The sequence below is a fragment of the Streptomyces sp. SL06 genome, assembly GCF_058244745.1.
The window spans coordinates 6,018,755-6,034,832 of sequence record NZ_JBSYOT010000002.1 but is presented as its reverse complement, the minus strand read 5'-3'; the positions used below and the strand labels follow the sequence as shown (position 1 = coordinate 6,034,832).

Sequence of the window (16,078 nt, the reverse complement as noted above, 5' to 3'; positions counted from 1 at the left end):
CCCCCGTGTGCACGCCGTGCGCGGCCGTCACCCGATGTCGGGCGGGTCGATCCGCACCCACACCACTGTCTCGCTCCCCCGCGCCATCCGTGCCGCCTGAGCGACCTTCAGCGCACCGGCCAGCGCCGCCCCGCGTCCCGGTGGCACCCGGACCAGGGCCCGCTCCCAGCGCTCCCCCGGCGGCGGCGCTCCCGCCCGCCGCGGCCGCCCCGCCGCCGTGACCGGCAACGGAACCGGGCCGAGCACCTCCGCCTCGCGCGGCAGCTCGACGGCACGCAGGAAGTCGGCCACCGCCTCCGCGGGCCCCGCCACCGCCGCCATCCGCGACACCGGGGGAAAGCCCAGCTCGGCCCGCTCGGCCAGCTCCCGCACCGCGTGCCCGACGGGGTCCCAGCGCACCAGCGCCTGCACCGGCCGCAGGGTCGGCTCGGCGACCGCGACGACGGTGCCCCCGGCGCCCTGCGGTCGCACCAGGGCGGCGGCGGCCAGCCAGCGCCGCAGCGCGTCCTCGCCGGCGCGCAGGTCGGGCCGGCCGAGCATCGCCCAGCCGTCGAGCAGCAGGGCCGCCGCATACCCGCCCTCGGCGACGGGTTCGGCGCCCGGCGTGCTCACGACCAGGGCCGGCGTCTGGGACACGGTGTCCAGCACATGCTCGCGCCCCGAGGTGCGCACCGGCACGGCCGGGAAGGCCCGCCCCAGCTCCTCCGCGGTGCGCCGTGCCCCCACGACCTGCGCGCGCAGCCGGAAGGCTCCGCACTCCGGACAGTGCCAGGCGCCCTCCTCCCGCCCGCACCAGCCGCACCGCAGCGCGGAGCCGGACTCCCGTCCCTCCAGCGGTCCCGAGCAGTGCCGGCACCGCGCGGGCGTCCGGCACGCCGCGCACGCCATCCGCGGGACGTAGCCCCGCCGGGGCACCTGCACCAGCACCGGTCCGTGCCGCAGGCCGTCCCTGACGACCTGCCAGGCGAGGGTCGGCAGCCGTGCGGCGCGGGCGGCCTCGTCCCGGGCCAGGTCCCCGTCCCCCACCGTCCGCACCAGCGGGGCGGCGGCGCGCACCTGCTCCCGGGCGGCGACCAGCGGCCGGGCCCAGCCGGTCTCCACGAGCTGCGCGGCCTCCACGGTGCAGCTCCAGCCGCCGAGCAGGAAGGCGCATTTGTCCTGGGCGGCGCGCAGCAGCAGCACTTCGCGCGCGTGCGGCTGCGGGGCGTGCGGTTCGCCGTGGCTGTCGTCGCCGTCGTCCCAGAGGGCGACGAGACCGAGGTCCCGCACCGGCGCGAACATGGCCGCGCGGGTTCCGACGACGGCCCTTACGGACCCGCGGCGCACCGCGAGCCACCGCGCGTACCGCTTCTCGGGTCCGGCGTCGGCGGTGAGCACCGCGTGCCGGCCCTCGCCGAGCAGGGCGGTCAGCGCGGCGTCGACGCGGGCGACGGCCCGTCCGTCCGGCAGGACGACGAGCGCGCCCCGGCCGGAGGCCAGCGTCGCCGCGACGGCCCGCGCCAGCTCCTCGCTCCACCGCGGGCCGGACAGCGCGTTCCACACCGCCCGCGGTGCGTCCCCGCGGGCGAGGGCGGCCACGAACGCGGCCCCCTGCTCGTACCGCTCCCAGGAGCCCGGCCCCGGTTCCGGCGGCGGGGGCAGCGGTTCGGGCGAGGCCCGCTTCTCGGCGCGCGCGTTGCGCGGCGGCACGGCGAGCTGGAGTACGTCGGCGAGGCTGCCCGCGTACCGGTCGGCGACGGCACGGACGAGTCCCAGCAGTTCCTCGTCGAGGATCCGCTCGGGGGAGACGACCTGGGCCAGCGCGGCCAGGGGCCCGGAGTAGTCGGACTCGGCGAGCCGCTCGACGAGGAACCCGTCGATGAGCCCCCCGCCCTCGCGCCGCCCGTCCCGCACCCGGTGCCGTCCGGCCCCGAAGCGCACCCGCACCCGCACACCGGGCTGGGCGTCGGCGTCGAGTTCCTCGGGCACGGCGTAGTCGAAGTACCGGTCGAGGTGGAGTACGCCCTTGTCGACGAGGACCCGGGCGACCGGCAGCTCCCCGGCGAGTGCGGCGCCGCGCCAGGTCCGCGGTTTGGCCCGCGGCGTGCTCGCCCTGCGCACGCTCTCCCGGATGAGCGCGAGCTGCTCGGGCCGCGCCTCCTGAGCGCCGCCGTCCGCCGGTCCGTCCTCGCTGCTCACGCCTGCATTCTTGCAAAGACCACTGACAGCCGGAGGCGCCCGAGTCCGCCTCGCTCCTCGGCGGCGACGCCGACGGGCCGCTCAGCCGTTGGTCAGGACGATCTTCCCGGCCGCGCGATCGGTCTCGCCGAGGTGGTGTGCCCGCGCGACCCGGTCGAGCGGGAAGGCGCGCACCCGGGGCAGTGCGAGGCGGCCGGTCTCGATCAGCTCGCCGAGTTCGTCGAGTACGTAGAGGGCTCGGCCGTCGTCTCCGCGGCTGAACGTCACCCGGTGCTCCCGGGCGCCCGCGAAGTCGGCGAGGGTGACGACGTGTTCGGGGCCGCCGGCGAGGCCGACGAGGTCGGGCAGCACCCCGCTGCCGGCCACGTCGAGCGCCCGGTCGACCCCGTCGGGAGCCAGCGCGCGGACCTCCTCCACCAGGTTCTCGCCGTAGGCGACGGGCTCGGCTCCGAGCGTTCGCAGATACGCGTGCCTGGCCGGGCCCGCGGTGCCGATCACCCGCGCACCGCGGGCCACCGCGAGCTGGACCGCGGCGCTGCCGACGTTTCCTGATGCGCCGTTGACCAGGAGCAGGCTGCCGTCGGCCACGCCGAGCCGGTCGAGCCCGCGCGCGGCCGTCTCGACCGCGGCCGGCAGCGCGGCGGCCTCGGCGAAGCCGACGGACGCGGGCAGCGGCGCCCAGAAGGACAGCACCGCCAGCTCGGCCTGGGTGCCGCTCTGCTCCGACAGGCCGACCACCCGATCGCCGACGGCCACGGCCGTGACGCCCTCGCCGACCTCGTCCACGACGCCCGCCGCCTCGTACCCGAGGGTCTGCGGCAGTTCCTCGTCCATCAGGCCGGCGCGCTTCTTCCAGTCACTGGCGTTGACGCCGGCGGCGCGTACCGCGATCCGGATCCGGCCGGGGCCCGGGTGCGGGTCGGGAAGGTCCACGATCTCGAGAACCTCGGGGCCTCCGAACCGGCTGAACCGGACTGACTTCACGACGGACTCCGATCTGAACAGCGGGAACACACCGCGCCCGTGCCACCGGGGCGACACCGGCGCGAAGGCCGCGGGCAACGCCGCAAGCGCCCGGCACGGCAGGCGGTACGCACCCGCGGGATGCGCGAGGCCCGGTGTCCGCACCGGGGACACCGGGCCTCGCGACGTGCCGTCGGGCTCGGGCGCGGCGATCCGGACGTTACAGCCCGGCCGCCTTGCGCAGCGCCTCCACGCGGTCGGTGTTCTCCCAGGTGAAGTCCGCCAGCTCACGGCCGAAGTGGCCGTAGGCGGCGGTCTGGGCGTAGATCGGACGCAGCAGGTCGAGGTCGCGGATGATGGCGGCCGGGCGGAGGTCGAAGACCTCGTCGATCGCCCTCTCGATCTTCTCGGCGTCGATCTTGGCGGTGCCGAAGGTCTCCACGAACAGGCCGACGGGCTCGGCCTTGCCGATGGCGTAGGCGACCTGGACCTCGCAGCGGGCGGCGAGGCCCGCGGCAACGACGTTCTTCGCAACCCAGCGCATCGCGTACGCGGCGGAGCGGTCCACCTTCGACGGGTCCTTGCCGGAGAAGGCGCCGCCGCCGTGCCGGGCCATGCCGCCGTAGGTGTCGATGATGATCTTGCGGCCGGTCAGTCCGGCGTCGCCCATCGGGCCGCCGATCTCGAAGCGGCCGGTCGGGTTGACCAGGAGGCGGTAGTTCTCCGTGTCGAGCTTGATGCCGTCGTCGAGGAGCGCCTTCAGCTCCGGCTCCACGACGAATTCCTTGATGTCGGGGGCCAGCAGCGACTCCAGGTCGATGTCGCTGGCGTGCTGGGAGGAGACGACGACCGTGTCGAGGCGGACGGCCTTGTCGCCGTCGTACTCGATGGTGACCTGTGTCTTGCCGTCGGGGCGCAGGTAGGGGATGGTGCCGTTCTTGCGGACCTCGGACAGGCGCTTGGACAGGCGGTGCGCCAGGAAGACCGGCAGCGGCATCAGCGTCGGCGTCTCGTCGGAGGCGTAGCCGAACATGAGGCCCTGGTCGCCGGCGCCCTGCCGGTCCAGCTCGTCCTCGTCACCCTCCACGCGGTTCTCGTACGCCGTGTCGACGCCCTGGGCGATGTCCGGGGACTGGGCGCCGATCGAGACCGAGACACCGCAGGAGGCGCCGTCGAAGCCCTTCTTGGAGGAGTCGTAGCCGATGTCCAGGATCTTGCCGCGGACGAGCGTGGCGATGTCCGCGTAGGCCTTGGTCGTGACCTCCCCGGCCACGTGCACCAGGCCGGTGGTGATCAGGGTTTCGACGGCGACCCGAGAGGTCGGGTCCTCGCGCAGAAGCGCGTCGAGAATCGTGTCGCTGATCTGATCAGCGATCTTGTCGGGGTGACCCTCGGTCACGGACTCCGAGGTGAACAGGCGACGGGACACAACGCTCCCTGGGGTTGCAGCGGCTGCTGGCTGATCATTGGTGGACGGCGCGGGGAGCTGCACCCGGCAACGTCCGAGAACAGTTTATCGGTCGCACTCTGCCGCGGGCCCACCTGTCTCAGCTCTCGGGAGGGCTGTGACCTGCGGCACGGGCATTCTGCCCAGAACGAGGGGCCCTTGGCCAGGGTCGCCACGCTCGAATACGCGTGTGGGCGGGGCCCGCGGGGTGAATGAGCCATTCAGCCGAGCCGCTCGGCCACGAGGTCCCAGACCGTCTCGGCCAGCGCCTCCTTCGGGCCGTGCGCCACCGGCGTCTCGCTGCCGTCGGCGCCGAGGACCACCGCCTCGTTCTCCTCGGAGCCGAAGGTCTTGCGCTCCCCCACCTCGTTCACCACGAGGAGGTCGCAGCCCTTGCGCTTCAGCTTGGCCCGGCCGTTGGCGAGGACGTCCTCGGTCTCGGCGGCGAAGCCGACGACCACCTGTCCGGGTCGGGCCCGCTCCCCGGAGACCTCCGCGAGGATGTCCGGGTTGCGCACCAGGGCGATCGGCGCCGGCTCCCGGCCCTCCTTCTTCTTGATCTTCCCGGTGGCGTACTCCGCGGGGCGGAAGTCCGCGACCGCCGCGGCCATGACGACGGCGTCGGCGTCCGCCGCGGCCCGCACCACCGCCTCGCGCAGCTCCACGGCCGTGCCGACCGGCACCACGTCCACGCCGGCCGGGTCCGGCAGCGACGCGTTCGCCGCGACCAGCGTGACCCGGGCGCCGCGCGCTGCGGCGGTGCGGGCCAGGGCGTAGCCCTGCTTGCCGGAGGAGCGGTTGCCGAGGAAGCGGACCGGGTCGAGGGGCTCCCGGGTGCCGCCGGCGCTGACGACGACATGCCGTCCGGCGAGGTCCGGCTCCCGCACGCCGCGGGCGAGCACCCGGCGGCAGACCGCGAAGATCTCGCCCGGGTCGGGCAGCCGGCCCTTGCCGGTGTCGACGCCGGTGAGGCGGCCGACGGCCGGTTCGACGACGACCGCGCCGCGGCGGCGCAGCGTCGCCACATTCTCCTGGGTGGCCGGGTGCTCCCACATCTCGGTGTGCATGGCGGGGGCGAAGACGACCGGACAGCGGGCCGTGAGCAGTGTGTTGGTGAGCAGGTCGTCGGCGAGGCCGTGGGCGGCCCTGGCGAGCGTGTCGGCGGTGGCCGGGGCGACGACGACCAGGTCGGCGTGCTGGCCGATGCGTACGTGCGGGACCTGGTGGACGTCGTCCCACACCTCGGTCGACACGGGGTGGCCGGACAGGGCGGACCAGGTGGCGGCGCCGACGAAGTGCAGCGCGGAGGCGGTGGGGACGACCCGGACCTCGTGCCCGGACTCGGTGAATCTGCGCAGCAGCTCACAGGCCTTGTACGCGGCGATGCCGCCGCTGACCCCCAGGACGACCTTGGGCTTGTCCACCGTCTCTCCCCGACCTCGACGAACGTACGCCCGAACGGAAGTGCGTACGTCCCCCATCACACACCACAGGCCCGGCAGTCGCGCTGCCGGGCCTGTGGAAAAGTCAGCTTCAGGCTGAAAATACTATCGCCGATACCGCAGATGCTTCCGGCGTTACTGCGCCGGGCCCTCGATGGCCTCGGAGGTCAGCAGCCCCGCGTTGATCTCGCGCAGGGCGATCGAGAGCGGCTTCTCGTGGACGTGGGTGTCGACGAGCGGACCGACGTATTCGAGGAGGCCCTCGCCGAGCTGCGAGTAGTACGCGTTGATCTGGCGGGCCCGCTTGGCCGCGTAGATCACGAGGCTGTACTTCGAGTCCGTGGCCTCGAGCAGCTCGTCGATCGGCGGGTTGATGATGCCCTCGGGCGCGGAGATGGAAGAGGACACGCTCTACCTTCCGATGGATGGGAAAGATTCAGTCAGTGTGACCAGTAACGATCACACGACGTTCGTCAAGGCTAGCAGCTCGCGCGCCACGTCCTCGACGGAGGTGTTCACCAGGGTCTGGTCGAACTCCGGCTCGGCCGCCAGCTCGCCCCTGGCCGCGTCCAGGCGGCGCTCGATCACCTCCGGCGGCTCGGTGCCCCGGCCGGTGAGCCGGCGCACCAGTTCCTCCCAGGAGGGCGGGGCCAGGAACACCAGCAGGGCGTCGGGCATCGACGTGCGGACCTGCCGGGCGCCCTGGAGGTCGATCTCCAGGAGCACCGGCTCACCGGCCTCCAGGCGCTCCAGCACGGCCGCGCGCGGTGTGCCGTAGCGATGACCGGCGAACTCGGCCCACTCCAGCAGTTCGCCGTTGGCGATCAGCTTGTCCATCTCCTCGTCGGAGACGAAGAAGTAGTGGACTCCGTGCCGCTCGCCGGGGCGGGGCCTGCGGGTCGTCGCCGAGACCGACAGCCAGACCTCGGGATGCTCCTTGCGCATATGGGCGACGACCGTGCTCTTGCCGACCCCCGAAGGGCCGGAGAGCACGGTCAGCCGCGGACGTGCGTCCGGGGGTACGGGGGACGTCCCCCGGGGTGTTGCAGCCATGCGGCGATTATTCCAGCAATCCCGGAGTGGTCCGGACTCAGCTGCCGGTGCTGCCGAACTCGCGTTCCAGGGACGCGATCTGGTTGGAACCGAGCCCACGCACGCGGCGGCTCTCGGAGATGCCCAGCCGCTCCATGATCTGCTTGGCGCGGACTTTGCCCACGCCGGGCAGGGACTCGAGCAGGGCGGAGACCTTCATCTTGCCGATGACGTCGTTCTCCTGGCCCTGCTTGATGACCTCGTGGAGGGAGGCGCCGGAGTGCTTGAGTCGATTCTTCACCTCGGCCCGCTCCCGGCGAGCCGCGGCGGCCTTTTCGAGCGCGGCTGCGCGCTGTTCAGGGGTAAGGGGCGGAAGAGCCACGCCTACGTCACCTCGGATGTCGAACTGTCGGATACGGACCGGTGAGGAACCTAGTCGCCCCACACCTGGGGAGCCACGAGCAACACGCTTGCCCGTTCTCCCCACTGCGCTGAGGGGCGTGGGAGGTGCCCCCACTCGACGGAGACTAGCGGTCATGTCCGCCAGAGTCAGCGAGAACAGCGGAAAAGTCCTGGTCAGCCTCCATCAGGCCGGACATTTGGGACAAACTGCATCGGATTTGAGGATGTATCCGGGCTCCGAGGGCCTAGCCCGGCGCCACCGCGGTCCGGACCTCGTCGGCGAAGCGCTCCGCGGCCGTGCGCAGCGCGACCGGGTCGGGACCGTGCCGAAGCACGCCCCGGCCGACGTTCGCGACCACGTCGCGCAGCGCCGGCCCGAACACCCGCGGCAGGTCCGCCGGGGCGGCCCCCTGGGCGCCGATGCCGGGCGCCAGCAGCGGGCCGTTGATGTCCAGGTCGTACGACGACAGGTCGCCGAGGGTCGCGCCGACCACCGCGCCGAAGGAACCGAGGGGCTCCTCCCCCGCGTTCTCGGCGGCCAGATGCGCCAGCATCGTCGCCCCGACGCCCCGCCCGTCGGGACGGACCGCGTGCTGGACCTCGGCGCCCTCCGGGTTGGAGGTCAGCGCCAGCACGAACAGGCCCGAGCCGCTCTCGCGCGCCAGGTCGACGGCCGGCTTCAGGGAGCCGTAGCCGAGGTACGGGGAGACCGTCAGCGCGTCCGAGAACAGCGGGGCGTCCTCGCGCAGGAACGCCTCGGCGTACGCCGCCATGGTCGAGCCGATGTCGCCGCGCTTGGCGTCCATGACGACCAGCGCCCCGGCCGCCCGCGCCTCGCGCACCGACTTCTCCAGGACCGCGATCCCGCGCGAACCGAAGCGCTCGAAGAAGGCACTCTGCGGCTTGAGGACGGCGACCCGGTCGGCCACCGCCTCGACGACGGTGCGGCTGAAGCGCTCCAGCCCCGCCACGTCGTCGTTCAGACCCCACTCGGTGAGCAGGGAGGCGTGCGGGTCGATGCCGACGCACAGCGGGCCGCGTTCGTCCATCGCGCGGCGCAGGCGTGCGCCGAAGGGCTCGGTCGTACCGGTCACCGGGGCTTCCTCACATCGGCGCCGACCGCGTCGGCGAGGGTGGCGTGCGGGCTCTGCCGCAGGCGCGCGGCGAGCCCCTTGTGGATGGCGCGGCCCCAGAAGGGCCCCTCGTAGACGAACGCGCTGTAGCCCTGGACCAGCGTGGCCCCGGCCAGGATGCGCTGCCAGGCGTCCTCGGCGGTCTCGACGCCGCCGACGCCCACCAGGGTGATCCGGTCGCCCACGCGCGCGTAGAGGCGGCGCAGCACCTCCAGGGAGCGCCCCTTGAGGGGCGCGCCGGACAGCCCGCCGGTCTCCTGGACTAGGTCGGGCGAGGACCTCAGTCCGAGTCCCTCGCGCGCGACGGTGGTGTTGGTGGCGATGATCCCGTCCAGGCCCAGCTCCACGGCCAGGTCGGCGACCGCGTCGACGTCCTCGTCGGCGAGGTCGGGCGCGATCTTGACCAGGAGGGGCACGCGCCGTGCGGTCACCGCGCGGTCGGCGGCCTCGCGGACCGCGGTGAGCAGCGGACGCAGGTGGTCCACCGCCTGGAGGTCGCGCAGGCCGGGCGTGTTCGGGGAGGAGACGTTCACGACCAGGTAGTCGGCGTGCGGGGCCAGCCGCTCGGCGGACTTCACGTAGTCGTCCACGGCCTCCTGCTCCGGGACGGCCTTGGTCTTGCCGATGTTGACGCCGACGACGGTCCGGAAGACGGCCGTGCGCGCGGCCAGCCGGGCGGCGACGGCCAGCGAGCCGTCGTTGTTGAAGCCCATGCGGTTGATCAGCGCCCGGTCGGCCGCCAGCCGGAACAGCCGCTTCCTGGGGTTGCCCGGCTGCGGCTCCCCCGTCACGGTGCCGATCTCCACGTGGTCGAAGCCGAGCATCGCCATGCCGTCGACGGCGACGGCGTTCTTGTCGAAGCCGGCGGCGAGTCCGAAGGGCCCGTGCATGCGCAGGCCGAGGGCCTCGGTGCGCAGCTCCTCGTGGCGGGGCGCGAGCACGGCGGCGGCGAAGGTGCGCAGCACGGGGACGCGGGCGGCGAGACGGATCCACCGGAAGGCGAGGCGGTGGGCGCGCTCCGGGTCCATACGGGAGAAGACGAGCTTGAAGAAGGTCTTGTACATGTGTCCTCGTGAAACCTCTGTGGCGCTCTGGGGGCTCATCACTGTGGGGGGCTCATGAAGAGGGGGACACCGTTTCCGGTGTCCCCCTCGGGGCCGCTAGTCGCGGGCCGCGGTCAGGAACTCGGCGTGTTCCTGGAGCGAGCGCACTCCCACGTCGCCGTGGTTGAGGGCGTCGATGCCCTGGACCGCCGCGGCGAGCGCCTGGACCGTCGTCAGGCACGGCACGGAGCGCGCCACGGCCGCCGTGCGGATGTCGTAGCCGTCGAGGCGGCCCCCGGTGCCGTACGGGGTGTTGACGATGAGGTCGACCTCGCCGTCGTGGATGAGCTGGACGACGGTCTTCTCGCCGTTCGGCCCGGTGCCCTCGGACTGCTTGCGCACGACGGTGGCGTTGATGCCGTTGCGCTTGAGGACCTCGGCGGTGCCGGAGGTGGCGAGCAGTTCGAAGCCGTGGGCGACCAGCTCGCGGGCCGGGAAGATCATCGAGCGTTTGTCCCGGTTGGCGACCGAGATGAACGCCCGCCCCCTGGTCGGCAGCGGGCCGTAGGCAGCCGCCTGCGACTTGGCGTACGCCGTGCCGAAGACGGAGTCGATGCCCATGACCTCGCCGGTGGAGCGCATCTCCGGGCCGAGGACGGTGTCGACGCCGCGGCCGTGGATGTCACGGAAGCGGGACCACGGCATCACGGCCTCCTTGACGGAGATCGGCGCGTCCAGCGGCAGTTCGCCGCCGTCGCCGGTGGCCGGGAGCAGGCCCTCGGCGCGCAGTTCGGCGATGGTGGCGCCGAGCGAGATGCGGGCGGCGGCCTTGGCCAGCGGGACCGCGGTCGCCTTGGAGGTGAAGGGGACCGTGCGCGAGGCGCGCGGGTTGGCCTCCAGGACGTAGAGGATGTCACCGGCCAGCGCGAACTGGATGTTGATCAGGCCGCGCACCCCGACGCCCTTGGCGATGCCCTCGGTGGAGGCGCGCAGCCGCTTGATGTCGAAGCCGCCGAGCGTGATCGGGGGCAGGGCGCACGCCGAGTCGCCGGAGTGGATGCCGGCCTCCTCGATGTGCTCCATGACGCCGCCGAGGTACAGCTCCTCGCCGTCGTACAGGGCGTCGACGTCGATCTCGATCGCGTCGTCGAGGAACCGGTCGACGAGGACCGGGCGGGACGGGCCGATCTCGGTCGACTCGGCGATGTAGGACTCCAGGCGGGTCTCGTCGTAGACGATCTCCATGCCGCGTCCGCCGAGGACGTAGGAGGGCCGCACGAGGACCGGGTAGCCGATCTCGTCCGCGATGGCCTTGGCCTCGGTGAAGGTGGTGGCGGTGCCGTGCTTGGGGGCGGGCAGCCCGGCCTCGGCGAGCACGCGTCCGAAGGCGCCGCGGTCCTCGGCGGCGTGGATGGCCTCGGGCGGGGTGCCGACGACGGGCACGCCGTTGTCCTTGAGCGCCTGCGAAAGGCCCAGCGGGGTCTGGCCGCCGAGCTGGACGATCACGCCCGCGACCGGGCCGGCCTGCTGCTCCGCGTGGACGATCTCCAGGAACGTCCTCCAGGGTGAGCGGCTCGAAGTACAGCCGGTCGGAGGTGTCGTAGTCGGTGGAGACGGTCTCGGGGTTGCAGTTGACCATCACGGTCTCGTACCCGGCGTCGCCGAGCGCGAAGGAGGCGTGGACGCAGGAGTAGTCGAACTCGATGCCCTGGCCGATGCGGTTCGGACCGGAGCCCAGGATGATCACCGCGGGCTTCTCGCGGGGCGCGACCTCGCTCTCCTCGTCGTAGGAGGAGTAGAAGTACGGCGTCCTCGCGGCGAACTCGGCGGCGCAGGTGTCGACCGTCTTGTAGACCGGGCGGATGCCGAGCGCGTGCCGGACCTCGCGGACGACATCCTCGCGCAGGCCGCGGATCTCGCCGATCTGCTGGTCGGAGAAGCCGTGCCGCTTGGCCTCGGCGAGCAGGCCGGCGGTCAGCTCGGGCGCGGCGGCGAGGTCGTCGGCGGTCTCCTTGATCAGGAAGAGCTGGTCGACGAACCAGGGGTCGATCTTCGTGTGCTCGAAGACCTCCTCGGGCGTGGCGCCCGCGCGGATGGCCTGCATGACGGCGTTGATACGGCCGTCGGTCGGCCGGACGGCCCCGCGCAGCAGCTCGGTCCGGTCGCCGGGGTCACCGACGAACGTGAACTGGCTGCCCTTCTTCTCCAGCGAGCGCAGCGCCTTCTGGAAGGCCTCGGTGAAGTTGCGGCCGATGGCCATGGCCTCGCCGACCGACTTCATGGTGGTGGTCAGCGTGGAGTCGGCGCTCGGGAACTTCTCGAAGGCGAACCGCGGGGCCTTGACCACCACGTAGTCGAGGGTGGGCTCGAAGGAAGCCGGGGTCTCCTGGGTGATGTCGTTGGGGATCTCGTCGAGCGTGTAGCCGACGGCGAGCTTCGCGGCGATCTTGGCGATCGGGAAGCCGGTCGCCTTGGAGGCGAGGGCGGAGGAGCGCGACACGCGCGGGTTCATCTCGATGACGATCACGCGGCCGTCCACGGGGTCCACCGCGAACTGGATGTTGCAGCCGCCGGTGTCGACGCCGACCTCGCGGATGATCGCGATGCCGATGTCGCGCAGGGTCTGGTACTCGCGGTCGGTCAGCGTCATCGCGGGCGCGACGGTGATCGAGTCGCCGGTGTGGACGCCCATGGGGTCGAAGTTCTCGATGGAGCAGACGACCACGACGTTGTCGTTCTTGTCGCGCATCAGCTCCAGCTCGTACTCCTTCCAGCCGAGGATGGACTCCTCCAGGAGCACCTCGGTGGTCGGCGAGAGGGTGAGGCCCTGTCCGGCGATGCGGCGCAGCTCGTCCTCGTCGTGGGCGAAGCCGGAGCCGGCGCCGCCCATGGTGAAGGAGGGGCGGACGACGACCGGGTAGCCGCCGAGCGTGTCGACGCCGGCCAGGACGTCGTCCATGGAGTGGCAGATGACCGAGCGGGCGGACTCGCCGTGCCCGGTCTTCTTGCGGACCTCCTCGACAACGTCCTTGAACAGGTCGCGGTCCTCGCCCTTGTTGATGGCCTCGACATTGGCGCCGATCAGCTCGACGCCGTACTTCTCCAGGACGCCGTTGTCGTGCAGCGAGATGGCGGTGTTGAGGGCCGTCTGGCCGCCCAGGGTGGGCAGCAGCGTGTCGGGCCGCTCCTTGGCGATGATCTTCTCGACGAACTCGGGGGTGATCGGCTCGACGTAGGTGGCGTCGGCGATCTCCGGGTCGGTCATGATCGTCGCGGGGTTGGAGTTCACCAGGACGACGCGCAGGCCCTCGGCCTTGAGCACGCGGCACGCCTGGGTGCCGGAGTAGTCGAACTCGGCGGCCTGGCCGATGACGATCGGGCCGGAGCCGATGACCAGGACGGACTGGATATCGGTGCGCTTAGGCACGCTGGCCCTCCATCGGGACTGTGCTCATCAAAGAGGTGAAGCGGTCGAACAGGTAGGCGGCGTCGTGCGGGCCGGCCGCCGCCTCGGGGTGGTACTGGACGCTGAAGGCCGGCCTGTCGAGCAGCCGCAGGCCCTCCACCACGTTGTCGTTGAGGCAGACGTGGGAGACCTCGGCGCGGCCGTAGGGGGTGTCGGAGACCCGGTCGAGGGGGGCGTCGACGGCGAATCCGTGGTTGTGCGCGGTGACCTCGACCTTGCCGGTCGTACGGTCCTGCACGGGCTGGTTGATGCCACGGTGGCCGTACTTCAGCTTGTAGGTGCCGAAGCCGAGCGCCCGGCCCAGGATCTGGTTGCCGAAGCAGATGCCGAACAGCGGGGTGCCGCGCTCCAGGACCGCCCGCATCAGGGCGATCGGGTGGTCGGCGGTGGAGGGGTCGCCGGGGCCGTTGGAGAAGAACACACCGTCCGGCTCGACGGCGTAGATGTCCTCGACGGTGGCCGTGGCGGGCAGGACGTGCACCTCGATGCCGCGCTCGGCCATGCGGTGCGGGGTCATGCCCTTGATGCCGAGGTCGACGGCGGCGACCGTGAACTTCTTCGCGCCGACCGCCGGGACGACGTACGCCTCGGTGGTGGCGACCTCGGCGAAGAGGTCGGCGCCGGACATCTCGGGGGCCTGCCGGACCCGGGCGAGCATGGCGGCGTCGTCGGTGACCGCGTCGCCGGAGAAGACGCCGACGCGCATGGCGCCGCGCTCGCGCAGATGCCGGGTGAGGGCGCGGGTGTCGATGCCGGAGATCCCGACGACGCCCTGGCTCGCCAGCTCCTGGTCCAGGGAGCGCGTCGAGCGCCAGTTGGAGGGCACGCGCGCGGGGTCGCGCACGACGTAGCCGGACACCCAGATCTTCCTGGACTCCATGTCCTCGTCGTTGACGCCGGTGTTCCCGACGTGCGGGGCGGTCATGACGACGACCTGGCGGTGGTACGACGGGTCGGTGAGGGTCTCCTGGTAGCCGGTCATGCCGGTGGAGAAGACGGCTTCGCCGAAGGTGGCCCCCACGGCCCCGTAGGCGCGGCCGCGGAAGATCCGGCCGTCCTCCAGGACGAGTACGGCGGAAGACGCCTCTTTCCTCTTCGAGGCGGTCCCCGGCTTGGAGGTCGTCATCGTGCGCCTTCCGTTTCCGTCTTGTTGATCATGTCGTTCAGGGTCTCGACCCATTCGTTGTGCTCGGCCGCGTGGTCGGAGCGGAAGCCGGAGTCGATCAGGCGGTCGCCGTGCGCCCAGGTCACGACGAGCAGTCCGCCCTCGGTGAGCACCTTGCCCGCGATGCCCTTGTCGAGGCGGGCCTCGCGCAGCGCGGCGACGGGGACGAAGAAGTCGGCCGCGCCGGGGCGTACAACGTCGAGTCCCGCGTCCGTCAGGGTCAGCTCCACCCGGCTGCGGGTGCCCAGGCCGTGCGCCACGATGCGGTCCAGCCACTGCCCGGCGGTGGTGGAGCCGTGGTAGCGGCCGCTCAGTACGAGTTTCGCCGGGCCGGGGTCGTCCGGTGCGCGGGGCGGCTCGGGCAGGTCGCCCTGGAGGGTGGCGCGCCACTTCCAGCCCTCGCGCATCAGCCAGTAGACGAGCGCGACGAACAGGCCGAGCCCGACGACCCAGCCGGCGCGGGCGGCCCAGTCGGTCACTTCCGCCGATTCCTTCTCGGCGGCCAGCAGGATTACAGGTGTCACGTGAGCTTCCCGTCGACGAGCGTGGCCTTGCCCCGCAGCCACGTGTGCGTCACACGGCCCGGCAGCTCACGACCCTCGTAGGGGGTGTTGCGACTGCGCGAGGCGAAGCCCGCGGGGTCCACCCGGCCACGGTATGCCGTGTCGACGAGGGTGAGGTTGGCGGGCTCACCAGCCGAGACGGGACGGCCGTGTCCGGCGGCCTGTCCGATCAGCGCGGGCCTGGCGGACATCCGGTCGGCGACGCCGGCCCAGTCCAGCAGGCCCGTGTCCACCATGGTCTCCTGCACCACCGACAGCGCGGTCTCCAGGCCGACCATGCCCATGGCGGCGGCGGCCCACTCGCAGTCCTTGTCCTCGTGGGGGTGCGGGGCGTGGTCGGTGGCGACGATGTCGATCGTGCCGTCGGCGAGGGCCTCCCGCAGGGCCATGACGTCGCGCTCGGTGCGCAGTGGCGGGTTGACCTTGTAGACCGGGTTGTACGAGCGCACCTGCTCGTCGGTGAGCAGCAGGTGGTGCGGGGTGACCTCGGCGGTGACGTCGATGCCGCGGGACTTGGCCCAGCGGACGATCTCGACGGACCCGGCGGTCGACAGGTGGCAGATGTGGACGCGGGAGCCGACGTGCTCGGCGAGCAGCACGTCCCGGGCGATGACCGACTCCTCGGCGACGGCCGGCCAGCCGCCGAGGCCCAGCTCGGCGGAGACGACGCCCTCGTTCATCTGGGCGCCCTCGGTGAGCCGGGGCTCCTGGGCGTGCTGGGCGACGACGCCGTTGAAGGCCTTCACGTACTCCAGGGCGCGGCGCATGATCACGGCGTCGTGGACGCACTTGCCGTCGTCGGAGAAGACGGTGACGCCCGCCGCGGACTCGTGCATGGCGCCCAGCTCGGCGAGCTTGGCGCCCTCCAGGCCGACGGTGACGGCGCCGATGGGCTGCACGTCGCAGTAGCCGGACTCCTGGCCGAGCCGCCAGACCTGCTCGACGACGCCGGCGGTGTCGGCGACCGGGAAGGTGTTGGCCATGGCGAAGACGCTGGTGTAGCCGCCGCTCGCCGCCGCGCGGGTGCCGGTCAGGACGGTCTCGGAGTCCTCGCGGCCGGGTTCGCGCAGGTGGGTGTGGAGGTCGACGAGGCCGGGCAGCAGCACCTTGCCTTCGGCCTCGACGACCTCGGCGCCCTCGGCGGACAGGGCGCTGCCCACCTCGGCGACGGTGCCGCCGTCGATCAGCACGTCCTGCGGCCGGCCGCCGAGCACCTTCGCACCGCGGATCAGGGTCTTGCTCAT

The 16,078-nt window shown here is 72.4% G+C and carries 12 protein-coding genes and 1 pseudogene; all 13 read right to left on the bottom strand.

Features of this window, described 5'->3' with window-relative positions; translation table 11 throughout:
- Window positions 1-27: 27 nt before the first annotated feature.
- The 13 genes and pseudogenes from AC4IHM_RS27710 to AC4IHM_RS27650 all read right to left on the bottom strand — a co-directional run bounded on the left by AC4IHM_RS27710 (window position 28) and on the right by AC4IHM_RS27650 (window position 16,078).
- Window positions 28-2,178 carry a primosomal protein N' gene (locus AC4IHM_RS27710; protein WP_490869694.1) on the bottom strand — a complete coding sequence of 717 codons (2,151 nt, stop codon included), beginning with the start codon at window positions 2,176-2,178 and terminating at the stop codon, window positions 28-30.
- A gap of 81 nt (window positions 2,179-2,259) precedes the next feature.
- A complete protein-coding gene (locus AC4IHM_RS27705; protein ID WP_490869693.1) occupies window positions 2,260-3,162 on the bottom strand; it encodes an NADP-dependent oxidoreductase in 903 nt (300 codons plus the stop codon).
- A gap of 199 nt (window positions 3,163-3,361) precedes the next feature.
- The gene (gene metK, locus AC4IHM_RS27700) at window positions 3,362-4,570 is read right to left on the bottom strand and encodes a methionine adenosyltransferase (RefSeq protein ID WP_490869692.1); all 1,209 of its coding nucleotides are present in this window, start codon (window positions 4,568-4,570) and stop codon (window positions 3,362-3,364) included.
- 239 nt (window positions 4,571-4,809) lie between these two features.
- Complete coding sequence (gene coaBC / locus AC4IHM_RS27695; RefSeq protein ID WP_490869691.1) at window positions 4,810-6,012, bottom strand: bifunctional phosphopantothenoylcysteine decarboxylase/phosphopantothenate--cysteine ligase CoaBC; 1,203 nt, start codon at window positions 6,010-6,012, stop codon at window positions 4,810-4,812.
- Between the two features lie 153 nt (window positions 6,013-6,165).
- On the bottom strand, window positions 6,166-6,438 hold the full coding sequence (gene rpoZ / locus AC4IHM_RS27690; RefSeq protein ID WP_003977348.1) for a DNA-directed RNA polymerase subunit omega: 273 nt from the start codon (window positions 6,436-6,438) through the stop codon (window positions 6,166-6,168).
- A 51-nt stretch (window positions 6,439-6,489) separates the two neighbouring features.
- Window positions 6,490-7,083 (bottom strand): guanylate kinase, encoded by a 594-nt coding sequence (gene gmk / locus AC4IHM_RS27685; RefSeq protein WP_490869690.1) that lies wholly within the window; start codon window positions 7,081-7,083, stop codon window positions 6,490-6,492.
- Window positions 7,084-7,120: 37 nt separating this feature from the next.
- The gene (locus tag AC4IHM_RS27680) at window positions 7,121-7,444 is read right to left on the bottom strand and encodes an integration host factor (protein WP_003977346.1); all 324 of its coding nucleotides are present in this window, start codon (window positions 7,442-7,444) and stop codon (window positions 7,121-7,123) included.
- 265 nt (window positions 7,445-7,709) lie between these two features.
- Window positions 7,710-8,558, bottom strand: a complete 849-nt coding sequence (gene pyrF / locus AC4IHM_RS27675; protein ID WP_490869689.1) for an orotidine-5'-phosphate decarboxylase — start codon at window positions 8,556-8,558, stop codon at window positions 7,710-7,712.
- Window positions 8,555-9,661: a quinone-dependent dihydroorotate dehydrogenase gene (locus AC4IHM_RS27670; RefSeq protein WP_490869688.1), complete on the bottom strand. Its 1,107-nt coding sequence runs from the start codon at window positions 9,659-9,661 to the stop codon at window positions 8,555-8,557. The genes pyrF and AC4IHM_RS27670 overlap by 4 nt, the downstream gene beginning before the upstream one ends.
- Before the next feature lie 96 nt (window positions 9,662-9,757).
- Window positions 9,758-13,067, bottom strand: a pseudogene (carB, locus tag AC4IHM_RS27665) (carbamoyl-phosphate synthase large subunit).
- Window positions 13,060-14,232, bottom strand: coding sequence for a glutamine-hydrolyzing carbamoyl-phosphate synthase small subunit (gene carA, locus AC4IHM_RS27660; RefSeq protein ID WP_490869687.1), 1,173 nt, complete (start codon window positions 14,230-14,232; stop codon window positions 13,060-13,062). Before carA ends, carB begins: the two are co-directional and overlap by 8 nt.
- Complete coding sequence (locus tag AC4IHM_RS27655) at window positions 14,229-14,795, bottom strand: PH-like domain-containing protein (protein WP_490869686.1); 567 nt, start codon at window positions 14,793-14,795, stop codon at window positions 14,229-14,231. Before AC4IHM_RS27655 ends, carA begins: the two co-directional genes overlap by 4 nt.
- Window positions 14,792-16,078, bottom strand: coding sequence for a dihydroorotase (locus AC4IHM_RS27650; protein WP_490869685.1), 1,287 nt, complete (start codon window positions 16,076-16,078; stop codon window positions 14,792-14,794). The genes AC4IHM_RS27655 and AC4IHM_RS27650 overlap by 4 nt, the downstream gene beginning before the upstream one ends.

Coding starts and splice junctions, on each gene's coding strand:
- gmk (WP_490869690.1), bottom strand. CDS start 7,083: ATGGCTGCAACACCCCGGGGGACGTCCCCCGTACCCCCGGACGCACGT.
- AC4IHM_RS27670 (WP_490869688.1), bottom strand. CDS start 9,661: ATGTACAAGACCTTCTTCAAGCTCGTCTTCTCCCGTATGGACCCGGAG.
- carA (WP_490869687.1), bottom strand. CDS start 14,232: ATGACGACCTCCAAGCCGGGGACCGCCTCGAAGAGGAAAGAGGCGTCT.
- AC4IHM_RS27650 (WP_490869685.1), bottom strand. CDS start 16,078: ATGAGCAAGACCCTGATCCGCGGTGCGAAGGTGCTCGGCGGCCGGCCG.